Below are 15,142 nucleotides of genomic sequence, written 5' to 3'. Positions count from 1 at the left end.
ATATCTAGAAGATGGGGGTTATCCACAGAGGGGTCAGTTATCCACAGATTTAGCCCTCCCCCGCAACTATTTCTTCTCCCCGCTTGAGTGCTCGTCTGGGCGTTTTTAGCGTCTGAGGTATGGATATTTCGCAGGCGTTTTCGGTGTTTGGTTCTCAGGGTGTGGCGGTTGCGTCTTGGGTGTATGAGCAGGTGGAGGAGTTGGTGGCGCAGCGGGGGCGGCGTTTGGCGGCGGAGTGGTTGTCGGAGCAGTTGTGTGTGCCGATGTCGCGGGCTAGGGCGTTGTTGGCGTTGTCGTTTGATTTGTTTGGGAGTCGGTGTGAGCAGCCGGAGGTGCGGCGGGCTGCGGTTGATGCGGCTCGTGAGGCTGGGTTGGGTCTGGAGTTGTTGTTGGCGGTGAATTCGGCGGTGCGGGCGCTGCGCAATAGGCAGGCGTGTAGCGTCGATAAGCTGAGGTTAGAGGTGTATCAGCTTGCCGCTGGTTTGAGTGTGGCAGAAGCCAAGGATGCGGCGCGGGCGCGGGTGCGGGGGTTGAATGCGCAGTTGGATCAGGAGCCTACTCAGCAGGCTCTTCGCGTGTCTGCCACCCCCGATGCGCTGGGGCTTCGTCACCTCCACGCCGCCTACCCCGACGCCGACGCCGCCAGCATCGAACACGCCCTGCGCCAGGCCGCCAACAAGCTTTTCGACGACCCCGCGTGCACCCTCACCCACACCCAAGCCATGGCCGAAGCCCTCAAACGCGCCGTGCTCGCACCCACAGGCTGGAACACCAACAACAACGAACACACCCCAGCCACCACCGAACACATCCTGCGCCACCCCATGGTGATCATCCCCGCCATCGGCATGCGCAACCTCGGCGACGGCATGCTCGCCACCACCGACGGCGCCACCATCCACTACACCGAACTCTGCGGCGGCATCGCAGAAGAATACGGCTACCTCATGATCTACGCCGAATCAGCCGAAGGCCACCCCGAACCAGTCGGCGGAGCGCTCATCAAACAAAACCCCCGCTTCGCCAGCCCCGCCCAACGCCTCATGATCGCCACCGACCAACTCCTCTGCGCCGACCCCACCTGCCACCGACGCGCCGCCAACTGCCACATGCACCACATCCAAGCCTGGGCCAACGGCGGCGAAACCACACTCAACAACCTCATCGCCTGCTGCGCCACCCACAACCGCCAAAACGACGACAACCCCGAAAAACCCAAAAACGGCCGCTACATCCGACACCCCCACACCGGACAAGCAGCCCACCAAACACCCAACACCCCACCCCAACACGCCACCACCAACCAACGCGACCTCGCCAAACGCTCAGGCCGCACCATCATGAATCAACACTTCACCCGAGCCACACAAACAACGCCCGAACACTAACCAGCATCCACCGAATCCAAAAAATCAGACGCAATCTGCGAAGCCGGCAACTGTTCCGTGACCGAGCGGCGGTTGAGGCGCTGGAGGGTTGGGGTGTCGAGGTGGCTATTGACGCGTTCTACAACCTCCGCCCCTCCTAGATATATATCTAGAAAAGCGAGGGGGACGACGTTCGAGGAGACGAACTGGCCTTTCGGGTCCTCAAGAATAACGAGGTCGTTTTCCTCGATCGCCGGGTCTGAGGTGTAAATAATTGCCAATTGGATGTCCCCATCCTTCAGGGACTTCACCGTCAGCGGCCCACCCGAATCCTCAATGGGGGTAAATCCCACGTCGATGCCATAGACATCTTTCAGCCCTTCTGGACCATTCGGGCGGTGCTCCGCCTCAGAATTTGCCCCCAAGGTCAAAGGCGTGGGCACATTGGCCAGATCGGCAATGGTGCGCAGATTATATTGCTCGGCAAATTCACGAGTCACCACATAAGCATCTTGATCAGCCGCTTCAGAAGGCTCTAACACCACCAAATTATCCGGAGCTGACTCCTGCAACCCCGACAAAACCTCAGCCGGTTTGCGCGCAGACGTATCGGGATTCCAATACTGAAGCAATGGGCCTGTGTACTCAGGCATGATATCGATCGAGCCCGACTCAATCTCCTGCATGTACACCTCACGCTGGCCAATTTGGAATTGGCGATCAACGCTATACCCAGCCCGCTCCAACGCCTGGGCATAAATCTCGGCAATGATCTCATTGGAGTAGTACGCCTGCGAGCCCACCACAATCGAACGGTCGCCAGCATGTGAGCCCGCCACACTATCGACGGTGCCGCAAGCTCCGAGCAGGAGGGCGGGCAAGACGGCAAGTGGAACCAGACGGGGGCGTCGAAAAGCTTTCACCGCTCCTCCTAGATATATATGTAGAAGATGGGGGCCATAGTACCTGCAGGTCCTGGCTAGGCGCCGGGCAGCTCCTCAAACCTCGTCACCGGCCGTTTCACAACGACCACGCCGGGGTCTTCGCGGATGGCGCGGCGTGACCATATCCAGATGCCGATGGCGGTGCCGTAGAGCAGGATGGCGACGATGCACATGCCGGTGAGTTGCATCCACCATTGGGGCCATTGGATGTTCCAGACGAAGTGCAGTGTGAATGACCATGCGAGGCCGCTGAGCAGCGCTTGGAGTCTTTGGACTTTGTCCCATCGGTAGGAAAATAGGGCCAAACCGATGCCGAAACCGGCCACCGCTGTGAGGAAGACGTGGAGGCCTGGGCCTGCGATGAATCGCAAAGCCCACATCGTTGTCGCTCCTTCTAGGTCACTGTTGGGATCCAGGATGGCGCCCACGCCGCCGTAGAGCAGGTTTTCAAACACCTCGAATCCCAGGCCGATGAGCCCGCCGGTGACGAATCCATGCCAGGGGCGTGTGCAGCCGCGCACCCCGTACATGATCAGCAGCACACCCAGCGCTTTTGCGGCTTCCTCAGGCCACGCGCCGGCGAAGCTGGCGGTGACGATCTCCCAACCCAAGTTGTCTGTGAGCGTCATCCATGCCTCGCCCGAGAGCATGACCAAACCAAAAGAAACACCCGCGCCCCACGCCAGCGAAGCAACCCACCACCAAACCGGGGCCGTTTTGGGCCAGAGGCCGCTGAAGCGTAGCAGCGCACCAAACCCCACCAGATACACCCCTGCTAGACATATACCTAGAAGAGAGGCGGTGGGTGAAAGCAGCACGGTTCCCAGCAGGCTCAGCAACGTCACCCCAAGGCCCGCGATCACCAGGATCCATAGGGCGATGTTGAATCCTCTTAGCTTTTCGACGTTTTCGTGGTAGCTCATGCGCGGGCAATGTCCTTGGTCTGCTCGTTTTCTTCAATGAGCTCGTTGAGGGCGAGGTTGTATAGCGGGCCGAAGTTTTCGCCGGATACGTACACCAGCAGGGTGTATTCAACCCCGTCGATGTTGCGTGCCAAGCTCATGGCGCCGCCGTTGAAGGAGTTGTGGGCGCTGCGAAGGTTGCCTTTGTATTCCCATTGGGCGGCTTCAAGGCCGTTGGCTCGCAGGTATCGCTGGAATGTGTTGTCTTGGTTTTTGCTTCCTGTCACCACGCTGGATTCGATGGTGGCGTCGCCGCAGTCCCAGGTTGCTTGGAAGGTATCGCCGATGGTTTCAACGCATCGCACGGGGCTTCCATCGACGTCGATTAAGGGGATGGCCCAGTCTTCGGCTTCTGAGCCGAGGTAAACCGGGGTTGGTTTGGAGTCGATCACGGGGATCATTTGGGCAGCCAATACCGGCCCTCCTAGATATATAGCTAGAAGAGAGAGGGTGGCGGCCCATGTGCGTTTATTCAACCGCGGCCTGAACTGGTAGTACGCCATGTGTCTGAGGTTACCGTGTTTGTTGGGCGCTATTGTGGGGCGTATGACTGTTGTTTTGCGTGATTTGTTTTCTTTGGTGAATGGTCCTTGGTTGGAGTCGCATGTGATTCCGGATGATCGGGGTGTGGATGGCACGTTTTATGCGTTGCGTGATCGTGCTGAGTCGGATGTGCGTGCGTTGGTTGAGGCTGAGGGTGATTCGCGGGCGGGGCGTTTGTTTGCGTCGTTTATGGATGTTGATGGGGTTGTTCGTGCTGGTTTGGGGGTGTTGGATGCTGATTTGGTTTCGGTTGGCTCGGTAGGTGAGCTGGTTGAGGCTTTGGGGCGTTTGGATCGTGTGGGTGTTGGTTCGCCTTTGGGGTGTTTTGTGGCGAAGGATGCTGGTGCTGAGGAGTCGGTTGCTTGGTTGATGCAAAGTGGCCTTGGTTTGCCTGATGAGGCCTATTATCGGGATCCGGCTCATGCGGAGTTGTTGGCGGCTTATGAGAGCCATGTGGCGAAGATGTTGGGGTTGTTGGATCTTCCTGATGGCCGTGGTGCTGAGGATTTGGCTGCTGATGTGGTGGCGTTGGAAAAGGAGATTGCTGCTGGCCATTGGGATGTGGTGATGTCTCGTGATGCGGTGAAGACGTATAACCCTCGTGAGTTGGGTCAGTTGCCTGAGCGGGTGCAGGCGTTGTTGCGGGCTGCGGGTTTGCCGGAGTTTCGTGTGAATGTGATGATGCCGTCGTTTGTGGATCATCTTGAGAGTTTGTTGGTTGAGGATCGTTTGGATCAGTGGCGTGCGTGGATGTTGTGGCATGTGTTGCATGCGCGTGCGGGGGTGTTGGATCCGGAGGTTTCGAGGGCTGATTTTGAGTTTTATGGGGTGAAGCTTTCGGGCGCTACGCAGCAGCGGGATCGTTGGAAGCGTGGTTTGGGTCTGGTTGAGTCGCTGGTGGGTGAGGAGTTGGGTCAGTTCTTTGTGGCTGAGCACTTCCCTGCTTCTTCTAAGGAAGAGATGGTGCGGCTGGTGGATTATTTGATTGCTGCGTATCGCGAGCGCATTGGGCAGTTGGAGTGGATGACGCCGATTACGCGCCAGCGTGCTTTGGAGAAGTTGGATAAGTTCAAGGCCAAGATTGGTTATCCGGATCGTTGGCGCAGTTTTGAGGGTTTGGAGTTCGCTGCCGAGGGTGAGCAGTTGGTGGCGAATGTTCGTGCCGGTGCTGCGTTTAATCATGATTATGAGTTGGCCAAGATTGGCAAGCCTGCTGATCGTGACGAGTGGGTCACTACTCCGCAGACGGTGAATGCTTTTTATAATCCGGTGGTCAATGACATCACGTTCCCTGCTGCGATTTTGCGTCCGCCTTTTTATGCTCCTGAAGATGATGCGGCGGAGAAGTTTGGCGCCATTGGTGCGGTGATTGGCCACGAGATTGGTCATGGTTTTGATGATCAGGGTTCGCAGTATGACGGCGATGGCAATTTGAATGCTTGGTGGACGCAGGAGGATCGTGAGGCCTTTGATGATCTCACCTCCCGTTTGGTGGAGCAGTTCAATGGTTTGGTCCCGAGTGTCCTTGAGCAGGCTGGTGTTGAGACCACGGGTGTCAATGGCCGTTTCACACTGGGTGAAAACATTGGTGATCTAGGCGGTTTGGGTATTGCCGTGGTGGCGTATCGCAAATATCTAGAAGATGAGGGCTTAGATTTCGAGACTGCGCCAAAGCAGCTTGTCGACGCCTCCGGTGCCGATTCCTCGCTGGAAGGCAAGGAGTTTTCTGGATTGCAGCGGCTGTTTATGTCGTGGGCTCGCGTGTGGCGTTCCAAGATCCGCCCGGAGCTTGCCCAGCAATACTTGGCGGTGGATCCCCACTCCCCTGCTGAGTTCCGCTGCAATGTGATTGCGGCCAATATCGCCGAGCTCTATCAGGCCTTTGATGTAGAAGAGGGCTCGAAGATGTGGCTGGCCCCCGAGCAGCGCGTGCGGATCTGGTAGCAGCATGGATGATCAACAGATGCGTGAGCAGTGGGAAATTGGTGGCCGCGAGCGAGAGATGAGCCGCGAGGAGCAGCTCGAACAGCTTGCCTCATATATTTATGCCCACTATGAGCAGCCCGAGAAGAACCCGCCGTGGTCTGATCACCCCAGCGACCCGGCTGAAGCCGACACTTATGATGCTCGTTTAGCTGATCGCAGCACCCATGCCGCGATGATCATGTTGGGCGCGGCGGTGGATCATTCAACCCCTGGTGTGGCCTTCGGCCTGGGTGCAGAGACCACGGAGGTGCCAGAAGTTGGTGGCATGATCATCCGCCCCAAAAAGCCCAGCGGGGTGTGGGGCATTTCGCTGCATCCCGGTGGATGGTGGAAAGGTTCAGGGGTGGCTTTGGAGCATGCCTGGCGCCCCGATGTTGCAGCGGTGGCCAACCTTTCGGGTGTGACCTTCTTGGATCTGGATTATCCGCTCGTCCCTGAGCACACCTTGGCGCAGGTAAGTGCTGCGGTGCAAAAGGCTGCAGCGTGGATCCGCGACACCCAAGCTCCGAAGGCTTTGGTGGGCTGGGGCTATTCTTCTGGTGCTGCGCTGGCGGTGCTTTGTGATGTGCACTTTGATCGTCTGGCGCTTACCTTCCCGCACCTGGATCTCTCGATGTTGCCAGATGAGGTTCGTGGCCAGGCAGCATTTCCGCAGCGCATCAACGCAGATGCCACCTTGTTGCAGGTTGCCAGCAATGATGCGATCGCGGGGCGCTACGAGTGGGCAGAGGAACAAGCGCAGGTCAAGCACTACGTTTCTGAACATCGCCTGAGCACCCCAGAGGTGGCGCGCGAGCGGGTTAGGGACGTCGCAGCATTTTTGGACTAACGCCGCGCTTAGTGTGCGCAATGCCCTCTTTGGCCCAGTAGGCTTTGGCACGCTCGGCTACCGCCGAGGTGCCATCGGCGCGAACAACGCGCCACCAATTGCTGCTGGCACCAAACAAGGCCATGATGCGCCCAACTTGGCGAGGGCTGCAGCCGAGCTCGTCGGCAATATCGCCATAGGAGCGCACCTGGCCTTCGGGGATGGCGTCGACGGCTTCGAGTACCGCGGCCTCAAGTTCGCTGAGTTCTGCTTTAGAGCTCAATGCCTTCGAGGGGGTCGGATTCGCGTGGTTCTTCTACGGGCTCATCAACTTCGCACAGGGTGCAGGTGGCGCCGGTGCTATCGGCGATGATGCTCATGCGACCAAAGGGTGAATCCCAGGGTTCGCGGATGACCTCGCCGCCAAGTTCTGGCACCTTCGCTACTGCTTCATCGATGTCGCGCACGCCCAGGTAGCTTTGCCAGAAGCTTGGAACCTGCGGCGGGAACTGCCCTTCGGCGTTGAACACGCCGGCGAAGGCCGCGCCGTCGACAAGCGCTGTGGTGTACTCCATCTCGTCCATGGCGGCTGTCATCCAAGCAAAAAGGCTGCGATAAAACTCCACGGCCTGCTCATAGTTGGTGGTGCAGGTCAGCTCGTGCCACACGGGGGTGCCGGGCTCGCCGGCGGCAATGAAGCTATCCTCGCCCGCAGGTTGGATCAGACCAACCAAAGCGCCGGCGGTATCCACGCACAAGGCCATGAGGCCAAGGCGCACCTCGGCGGGGTTGGCGAGCACGCGGCCGCCGAGCTGCTCGATCTGCTGGCAATCGGCGTGAATGTCCTCGCTAAAGAAGTACGTGACCCAAGTATCGGGCTGCGGTGAATCCTCGGGCGCGGGCATAAAACCCGCCACGGGAAGACCCTGGAGGCGGGCAAGGCGATAGCCGTTATCGAAGGTCTCGATCTCCCAGCCGAGCAACTCGGCATAGAAGTGGGAGGATTTGCGGATATCGCTGGTGCTGAGGTCAATCCAATAGGGCATGCCGGGTTCGGCCTGGAAAGCTGGCATTAGAGATTCCTCCACACTTCGGGGTCAAAGTCGTCATCGGCGGTGGCTTCATCGAAATAATCATCATCTTCGCCGCACACCACCTTGGCGCAAAGCTGATCAACGCACACCACGTCGCCTTCTCTTAAGGTCTTGCCGCGGCGGGTATCGACCTCACCATTGACGGTGACCTCGCCTTGAGCAATGGCCTCCTTGGCGGCACCGCCGCTTTCGACGAGGTTGGCAAGCTTGATAAATTGCCCAAGCTTGATGGATTGGTCCCGGATGGTGACTTCAACTGGCTGCATAGCTGGCATTCTATCTTCTAGATCACTTGGTCTTGCGGGGTGATCACCATGCGGTCGATGTTCATGTGCGCCGGGCAGGCCGCAATCCAGCGCACGGCCTCGGCAATGTCTTCTGCACGCAAATTGAGCTTATCGGCATAGACCTTTTCCGCCTGCTGCTGATCACCGCGGAAACGCACCAGAGAAAAATCGGTTTCCACGCGCCCAGGATTGATCTCTGAGATGCGCAAATGCTGCTCAGCTAATTCGATGCGCATCACCTTGGTCATAGCGCTGAGCCCAAACTTCGCCGCGTTATAGCCAGCGCCGCCAGCATAAGGCGCAATACCAGCAACAGAACTCATATTGATGATGTGCCCATTGGCCTCACGCAGCTTTGGCAACAGCGCCTTGCTCACCCTCAAGGTCCCAAGCACATTGATCTCATACATGCGCTGCCACTCTTCTACATTGGCATCGGCTACAGCATCCAAGCCGATGGCACCGCCGGCATTGTTGACCAATAGATCGCAGCGTTGCACCTGCTCGGCGAAGGCATCGACACTGCCTTGATCACTCACATCTAAGGCGATGGCCTCACCACCAATCTCCTGGGCAATGGCCTGCATGCGCTCCAGCCTGCGCGCACCTAAAATCACATGCCAGCCATCGGCTGCCAGTGCTCGCGCGCTAGCGGCACCAATGCCAGAAGACGCGCCAGTAACAACGGCTACTTTCTTAGTTGCTTGCTCATGTGCTTGCTTATGTGCTTGCTCAGTCATGCCCCCATTGTTCACGATTGTTCAAGCAAAGGGGCAGCGCCCACGGGGCGATCATCAACCATGCCAAGTGCTTGCATGAGCGCATAGCAGGTCGTAGGGCCTACAAAGCTAAAGCCATGGCGCTTGAGGGCCTTGGCCATCGCCTGAGATTCTTCAGACACACTCGGCGTGGCAGCAACGCTGCGCGGGCGCTGGTGCACAGCAGGTGTGAATTGCTCAAGAAAATCCACCAAGCCGCCGTGCTCACGCAAAGCGATGGTGGCGCGGGCATTGTTGATGGCCGACTCAATCTTCCGGCGATTGCGAATAATGTCGGCGCATTGCAGAAGCTCTGCAACTTCCCCCTCCCCAAACTGCGCCAGCAGGTCTGGATCAAAATGCGCAAAGCGATCACGGAAGGCCTCGCGCTTATGCAGGATCGTTTTCCAGCTCAAGCCTGCCTGGAAGCCTTCGAGGATGAGGCGCTCAAGCATGCCCGATTCGCTGCGCACGGGCCTGCCCCACTCGTAGTCGTAATAGTGCTGCAGCGCTAAAGATTCCGCCGCCCAAGGCGGGCGCAGCCTTCCGTCTTCGCCAAGGATAAGGTCCGGTGCTGGCTGGTGCTGTTCAGTTGCTGGCATGGTGTGCTCCTTTTTCTGGCCTAGCGTGTCATAGCTTCTCAGCCTGAATATCACTTCAAAAGACACCGCAATTGGTTTTTCTTTGCAAAATACCTTTGGCTTTCGGGGCGCAGCTTAATGTTTTGGCAGCACGCAGGAATCACGCTGCCAAGGTCTTATCCTCCACGCCCCCGGCGCACACCAGGCCAGGGATCTTAGCTTGCCGCAGGCCCTTCGGGCTGGGGTTCAGAATCAGGCTGTGCCGCAGAATCAGAATCTTGCGCGCCTGCATCTTCAGGCTCAACAGTGCTCGTAGAAGCTGGTTGGGTCCTGGTGGAATAGGCCACGGCCGAGGCGTTGGGCTGAGTGTTATCCGCCGATGCTTCTCGGCTCACCGAAGGCGTTGGCACATCTTCGCCCTCATCACCTTCGACTGGTGCCTCGCTATCATCCTCGCTGCCACCATCGCTATCCGGATCGCCACCAGGGGTTGTGGTGGGCGTTTCGCTTTCGGTGTTTTCGCCTTGACCGTCGCCTGCACCGGGATTTTGGTTTTCATTGTCCTGGGAAGGTCGGCTGGGTTGTCTAGAAGGAGAAGGGGTAGCCCTCGTCGGGCGCTGTTCTGGAGAGCTTTCAGGTTGCCGGTTGTTTGTCTCTGCTTCTTCTGTGCGTGTTGGGTCCTGGTTTTCCTCAGTGCGCGTTTCGCTGGTTCGCGTTGTTGAAGTCGCACTCGGTTGCGGAGAAGAGGTTTCCTCCGGTTGTTCTTCTTCGGAGGGTTCTTCGCTCTTTGTTGGCTCTGGCCTGGAGGTCTTGCCGTCAATTTTGTCAAAGACTTTAGGTGGATCCACAGGTCCTAGGCGTTCAAGGCCGCTCAAGCTCACGCAGCCTGCCACAAAAGCTACCGCGGCGGCTGGAACAACAAAGCGCCACTTGCGATCCACGGCGGCGTTATAGGTTTCTGGCTCCATGCCGGCCCGGTTGCGTCTGCTGAGGTGCCAAAAGTACCAACCGGAAGGCAGCACAAACACCACTGCAAACAGTGCTGCAGGCAGCAGACCAGTTTTTCCATAGATCAGCGGAAATCCAATGAGTGCGGCATAGCCGATGGCCATGGCTATCACCGATAGCGCAATGCCGGCGATAGAGGCGCCAGACGTGTAGTTTGCGATTCGCTCCCGCAAACTCGGACCATCGACGTTGCGCTTAAACAACCGCGCCGCCTTTCGGACTAGAACAACTCATGGGCAACCCCATAAAGTCTAAGGCTTCATAATGCCAATTACTAGCGATAACAAAGTTGCTTCTTTTTCTTCACCGCTATGAAGCAGGCAGCGGGGTGCCCTGGGAAAAGGCCCTCCAGTAGGCTTTGGCTTCCTCCGAGGCCACCACATTGCCGCCTTCGCTGCTCAAATTCACGGGAATGGTCTGCGTATTCACGCTGCCGTGCTTCATTGTCGAAAGCATCCGCTGCGCATTACTAAAGGTCACCACGCCTTCCGTGGCGAGCATGTGGCCGCTAAGGTCGTGCGCCATGGTCAGCAGCGTTGGCACATCTTGAGGCACCGATAAGCCGCGTACCTGCTGGATTACCGCTTTGAGTAATTGCTGCTGGCGCTGGATACGCGCGAGGTCTGATCCATCATCCACGCCCTTGCGTGCCCGCGAGAAATTGAAGGCCGTTTGGCCATCGACCATGTGGCAGCCTTCTGGCACCCCTGGAATTGCCGCGGCTTGTTCGGGCGTGGCGCATAATTCCACGCCACCAAGCTGATCCACCACGTCTTCTACGCCCTTGGAATCGAGCACCACGGAACCACCTAAGCTAAAACCAGTCAGCCAGGTAACTGCCCGTTCTGCGCAGCGCATCCCAGCTTCTGAAGCCTCTTCGCTTCCATCTGCACCGGCTCCGAGGGCATAGGCTGCATTGATTTTGGTGCGTTGCGGCTCGGTTTTCGTCCCATCAGAACGTTCACATGCGGGGATATCCACCAAGGTATCTCTGGGGATCGAGACGAGATCGATGCTTTGATCTTTGAGCACGCGCGCAAGCACCATTGCGTCGGTGCGTCCTACATCGGCGTTCGCAGATGCATCGGCGTTGAGGAGATCCGCGTTGCCGCCTGCTCTGGTGTCACGGATCATCACCAGGTAGACGGCCTCTTTACGAGTATCAGCGTTGGGATCTCTCTTACTCACACCGAGGCCTGAAGTAACCCAGAAAAATCCGGCTACAGCAACCAGCCCAAGCACCACGATCACTGCAACCACAGCGATTAACAAGCGACGCACCATTTTCGACATACGCGAATCCTAACACCCAACCACGGGCAAAAGAGCGGGATTTCTCCAGGTCATAGGGGCTATTTTTGAGTAATCACCTGGCGCAGTAGCGCATCTGTTGCCTCGCCCGCCTTCTCGGCAGAAAACTGCTCCCTGTGAACCTTTGCCGCATTGGCTCGCCACGTACCCAATTGGGCATCATCAACCGTGGCAAGCGTGTGTAAACATTGCGCAAGCTTTTCGACGTCCCCCGGCCCACACACCAAACCAATATCATTTTCGCCCACGACCGCTGCAACATCGCCCGGCGCGCTGCACACGATCGGAGTGTGGGAAGCGATAATCGACTGCGTCTTGCTTGGCATCGTGATGGCAGAAAGCGGCGCATCCGATAAACCAATAAAGGCCGCATCCACTGCGCCGAGCAATTCGGACATCGCCTCTTGCTCCACGCGGCCAATAAAACGCACCGGGGCATGAAGTGAAGCCGCCAATTCCCGGAGTGCTTCTTCCTGAGTACCGGAACCAGCCATCACCACTTCTGGGCCTTGATCCCCAGCCTTGGCTGCGGCGCGGATCAACGTCGACAAGCCCTGCGCCTCACCCATCGCACCTGCATACAGCAACACGCGACGCTGCCCTTCGGTGCCGAAACGCTCACGGGCTTTGGCGCGCTCAGCAACGCTTAAAGGACGAAACACACTTTCATCAGGGGCAACGGGAATGAAGTGAATCTTTTCCTCCGGCACCCCACGGCTGACCAACACATCGCGAATACCTGGAGAAAGCACCACCACGGCCTCGGCGTGCCTATACAGCAAATTGCACCACCAATGCAGTACCTTGCCAGCCACCTTCAGCACAGAATCCGCGCCTTGTAACCCAGCAACCCCCATCGTGTCGGGCCACAGATCTCCAACCCACACAACCGTCGGGATGCGACCAAACGCCCGCGAAACAAGCATCGGCAACCCCACCGTGATAGGCGAATACGCCACCCACTGCACATCAGGGCGCTGAATCTTTCCGCGCAGCCTCCCCCAGAACACCCCCGCAGCAGAGGAAAGACCAAAGGAGGCATAGTTTGCAATCCGCTTTAACGCCGAAGCATCGTGAGACGCAAACAGCGGCACACGCCAAACCTTGACCCCATCGAGCTCAGAAGGCTGCAAAAAAGACATCTTCCAACCAGGCTGCAACTCGCCCGTTGGGTAATTAGGAAAACCCGTCAACACCTCCACTTCATGCCCCCGCTGGGTTAACGCCTGAGCAATCACCGCGGGCACCACAGCAGGGCCGGGTTCTGGTGGGTACCACTGGGTGATCATCAAGGTGCGCAAAGCAGCCATGGTTTCACATCCTTCTGGATATATATCTAGGAGAGAGGGTCGTGCCATGGGTTAGTCTATCCGTGTAGCACGTTTCCCGATCTCAAGGAATCCCACCGTGGCCAACCCTGATGCAACGCTTACTTCGGTGTGCGCCCGGAGCGCACTGAAGAGGTGGCCGTTGTTGTTTCAGCGGCGTGTTGCTACGGGGGTAGGTTCCCTGCTGTGCGGGTGCGTTGCTCGGCCTGTGGGTGTTGCGCCGTTTGGCAACACCTCCTTTGCTTGGTTTCAATTTGGCCTTCTGCGGCAGGTTTCGTGTGATGCGTTCTGCCAACGTCGCAATGCTGCTTGTGTTTCGAGTTGTTTCTCGGCGGGCAGTGGTGATGTATCCATTGCGGAACCGTCCCTTTTACCCGGCCTTTATTCAGGAGATCCCCAATGAGCGCACAAGCGCAACGCGTTGAAGATTTTGCACGCCGAACGATCGATATCGTGGCCTCTGCTGGTGGCTTGGCGGTGCTTGCTGTGCCGATGGTTGCTGTGGCGGTGGCGGTGAAGGTGAGTTCGCCTGGTCCCGTTTTCTTTACTCAAGAGCGCGTGGGTAAAGATGGTGAGCATTTCAACCTGATTAAGTTCCGTTCGATGCGGCCGGCGGTTGACGATACAGCAGCTCAGGTGACCGCTGGTGGCGATCCTCGGATTACCAAGATTGGTGGCTTCTTGCGCAATTGGAAGCTTGATGAGCTGCCTCAGCTTTTTAATGTGCTCAAAGGGGATATGTCTTTAGTAGGCCCACGCCCGGAGGTGCCTCGTTACACCCCCTATTGGCCCAAGCAATATGCAGATATCATTCTCACGGTGCGACCGGGGATTACGAATCCGGTCACTGTGGAGTTGCGGGATCAAGAGGAGCTGCTCGCCGGCAGGGAAGATCCGGAGCGCTTTTATATTGATCAGATGCTGCCCGAAAAGGCCCGCAAATACGCCGAGTATGTGCAGGCCCGCACGCTCGCTGGGGATCTTCGCACCATCTTCCACACCATTAAGGCTGTGGCACGACTATGAGCGAGCATCAACCAACTATTTGCATCGTAGGCGCAGGCGGTTTCCTCGCCTGGCATGTTCGCCTCCACGCCTGGGCACATGGCTTTGCTGTGCGTGGGTGTTCCACCCGGCGCGATAGCCTTGAAGCTATTGCTGCTGCGATTGCCAATGCTGATTTAGTAGTACACCTTGCTGCCTGCAATCGCCCGGCAGAAGGCCAAACGCTCGAAGACGCCGCGGAGGCTACTCGGGTGGCCGGACAGATCACGGCACAGGCAATCGAGCTGGCAGCTAGGCAAGGTAAAGCCCCGAAGGCAGTAAGCATTGCGGGCACGACCCAGGAGGGCACGGCATACGCCGATGCCAAACGCTTCGCGGGGGAGGCTTTGTTCCAGGCTGCAGGCGATGCTGGGGTGCCTGCCACGCAGTGGCTTCTGCCTAATCTTTTTGGCGAGCACGGTACGCCGCGCCACAACATGGTTACTGCCACGTTTATCCAGGCATTGCTGGACGGAGAAACGCCGCAGATCCATGGCGATAACCCGATTACGCTGCTGGCGGCGCGTCATGCCGCCGAATTGCTGTTGGCCCCGGTGACTTCTTCCGTTGAGCCGGGAACACATGCGGTTCCTACCACGCATCTTCGTCACACCACGGTGCCTGCCTTATTGGGTACATTGCAGGATATTCACCAGGGCTATCAATCCAACGGGGCACTGCCTGATACCGCTGATCCCTTTATTAATGAGCTTTGTGCTGCGTACCTCTCCCACGCAGTTCCGCTGCGGCACGCGGTGGATTTGGTGCAGCATAGCGATGAGCGCGGCAGCTTCGTAGAAACGGTGCGCGCCGGTGGCCAAGGCCAGGTGAGCTTTTCCACCACGGTTCCAGGCATCACTCGCGGTAATCACTTACACCTGCGCAAAATTGAGCGCTTCGTGGTGCTCAAAGGTGAGGCGAACATTGAGATGCGCAAGCACGGCAGCGACGAGCGCATCCTTGTTCACGCCAGCGGCGATGCCCCCAAGGCAGTGGATATGCTGTGCGGCTGGACGCATAACATCACCAATGTCGGTAGCGACATCCTCTACACCCAGTTCTGGATCAATGAGCCCTTTGATCCGGCCGATCCCGACACGTTCTACCAGGAGGTCTAGGCA

The 15,142-nt window shown here is 58.0% G+C and carries 16 protein-coding genes; 5 read left to right on the top strand and 11 right to left on the bottom strand.

Translation table 11 applies throughout. From position 1 onward, the window contains the following. The first annotated feature begins 119 nt into the window (after positions 1–119). Positions 120–1,388, top strand: coding sequence for an HNH endonuclease signature motif containing protein (locus tag CPPEL_RS00560; protein WP_123959166.1), 1,269 nt, complete (start codon positions 120–122; stop codon positions 1,386–1,388). Here the strand turns inward: CPPEL_RS00560 and CPPEL_RS00555 are convergent. The 3 genes from CPPEL_RS00555 to CPPEL_RS00545 are packed head-to-tail and all read right to left on the bottom strand — an operon-like array spanning position 1,385 to position 3,776. Then, positions 1,385–2,290 (bottom strand): ABC transporter substrate-binding protein, encoded by a 906-nt coding sequence (locus CPPEL_RS00555; protein WP_245990460.1) that lies wholly within the window; start codon positions 2,288–2,290, stop codon positions 1,385–1,387. The two genes, CPPEL_RS00560 and CPPEL_RS00555, sit on opposite strands and share 4 nt — an antisense overlap. Before the next feature lie 56 nt (positions 2,291–2,346). Then, on the bottom strand, positions 2,347–3,234 hold the full coding sequence (locus tag CPPEL_RS00550; RefSeq protein WP_123959163.1) for a PrsW family intramembrane metalloprotease: 888 nt from the start codon (positions 3,232–3,234) through the stop codon (positions 2,347–2,349). Further along, positions 3,231–3,776 (bottom strand): hypothetical protein, encoded by a 546-nt coding sequence (locus CPPEL_RS00545; protein WP_123959160.1) that lies wholly within the window; start codon positions 3,774–3,776, stop codon positions 3,231–3,233. Before CPPEL_RS00545 ends, CPPEL_RS00550 begins: the two co-directional genes overlap by 4 nt. A gap of 43 nt (positions 3,777–3,819) precedes the next feature. On the opposite strand from CPPEL_RS00545, the gene CPPEL_RS00540 reads away from it, so the two are divergent. Next, positions 3,820–5,760, top strand: a complete 1,941-nt coding sequence (locus CPPEL_RS00540) for a M13 family metallopeptidase (protein WP_245990459.1) — start codon at positions 3,820–3,822, stop codon at positions 5,758–5,760. 4 nt (positions 5,761–5,764) lie between these two features. Further along, positions 5,765–6,631, top strand: a complete 867-nt coding sequence (locus CPPEL_RS00535; protein WP_123959158.1) for an alpha/beta hydrolase family protein — start codon at positions 5,765–5,767, stop codon at positions 6,629–6,631. Here the strand turns inward: CPPEL_RS00535 and CPPEL_RS00530 are convergent. From CPPEL_RS00530 to CPPEL_RS00495, 8 genes are all read right to left on the bottom strand, one after another. Beyond that, a complete protein-coding gene (locus CPPEL_RS00530) occupies positions 6,603–6,893 on the bottom strand; it encodes an MGMT family protein (RefSeq protein ID WP_123959155.1) in 291 nt (96 codons plus the stop codon). The two genes, CPPEL_RS00535 and CPPEL_RS00530, sit on opposite strands and share 29 nt — an antisense overlap. Further along, the gene (locus CPPEL_RS00525) at positions 6,883–7,683 is read right to left on the bottom strand and encodes a VOC family protein (protein WP_123959151.1); all 801 of its coding nucleotides are present in this window, start codon (positions 7,681–7,683) and stop codon (positions 6,883–6,885) included. Before CPPEL_RS00525 ends, CPPEL_RS00530 begins: the two co-directional genes overlap by 11 nt. Next, positions 7,683–7,970, bottom strand: a complete 288-nt coding sequence (locus CPPEL_RS00520) for an RNA-binding S4 domain-containing protein (protein WP_123959149.1) — start codon at positions 7,968–7,970, stop codon at positions 7,683–7,685. The genes CPPEL_RS00525 and CPPEL_RS00520 overlap by 1 nt, the downstream gene beginning before the upstream one ends. A 17-nt stretch (positions 7,971–7,987) precedes the next feature. After that, positions 7,988–8,731, bottom strand: coding sequence for an SDR family oxidoreductase (locus tag CPPEL_RS00515; RefSeq protein ID WP_123959146.1), 744 nt, complete (start codon positions 8,729–8,731; stop codon positions 7,988–7,990). A gap of 11 nt (positions 8,732–8,742) precedes the next feature. Continuing rightward, complete coding sequence (locus tag CPPEL_RS00510; protein WP_123959143.1) at positions 8,743–9,351, bottom strand: DNA-3-methyladenine glycosylase I; 609 nt, start codon at positions 9,349–9,351, stop codon at positions 8,743–8,745. Between the two features lie 194 nt (positions 9,352–9,545). Then, the gene (locus CPPEL_RS00505) at positions 9,546–10,541 is read right to left on the bottom strand and encodes a hypothetical protein (RefSeq protein ID WP_123959141.1); all 996 of its coding nucleotides are present in this window, start codon (positions 10,539–10,541) and stop codon (positions 9,546–9,548) included. 106 nt (positions 10,542–10,647) lie between these two features. Beyond that, positions 10,648–11,631 (bottom strand): LCP family protein, encoded by a 984-nt coding sequence (locus CPPEL_RS00500; RefSeq protein WP_123959138.1) that lies wholly within the window; start codon positions 11,629–11,631, stop codon positions 10,648–10,650. 59 nt (positions 11,632–11,690) lie between these two features. After that, a complete protein-coding gene (locus CPPEL_RS00495) occupies positions 11,691–12,959 on the bottom strand; it encodes a glycosyltransferase family 4 protein (RefSeq protein WP_164470333.1) in 1,269 nt (422 codons plus the stop codon). A 417-nt stretch (positions 12,960–13,376) separates the two neighbouring features. Between CPPEL_RS00495 and CPPEL_RS00490 the strand changes: the two genes are divergently transcribed. Together CPPEL_RS00490 and CPPEL_RS00485 are read left to right on the top strand one after the other, a co-directional pair. Then, a complete protein-coding gene (locus CPPEL_RS00490; RefSeq protein WP_123959133.1) occupies positions 13,377–14,003 on the top strand; it encodes a sugar transferase in 627 nt (208 codons plus the stop codon). After that, a complete protein-coding gene (locus CPPEL_RS00485; protein WP_123959130.1) occupies positions 14,000–15,139 on the top strand; it encodes a polysaccharide biosynthesis C-terminal domain-containing protein in 1,140 nt (379 codons plus the stop codon). The genes CPPEL_RS00490 and CPPEL_RS00485 overlap by 4 nt, the downstream gene beginning before the upstream one ends. Positions 15,140–15,142: the final 3 nt, after the last annotated feature.

The organism is Corynebacterium pseudopelargi (genome assembly GCF_003814005.1).
In the GTDB taxonomy this organism is placed as follows: domain Bacteria; phylum Actinomycetota; class Actinomycetes; order Mycobacteriales; family Mycobacteriaceae; genus Corynebacterium; species Corynebacterium pseudopelargi.
This window is presented reverse-complemented; position numbering and strand designations above follow the sequence as displayed.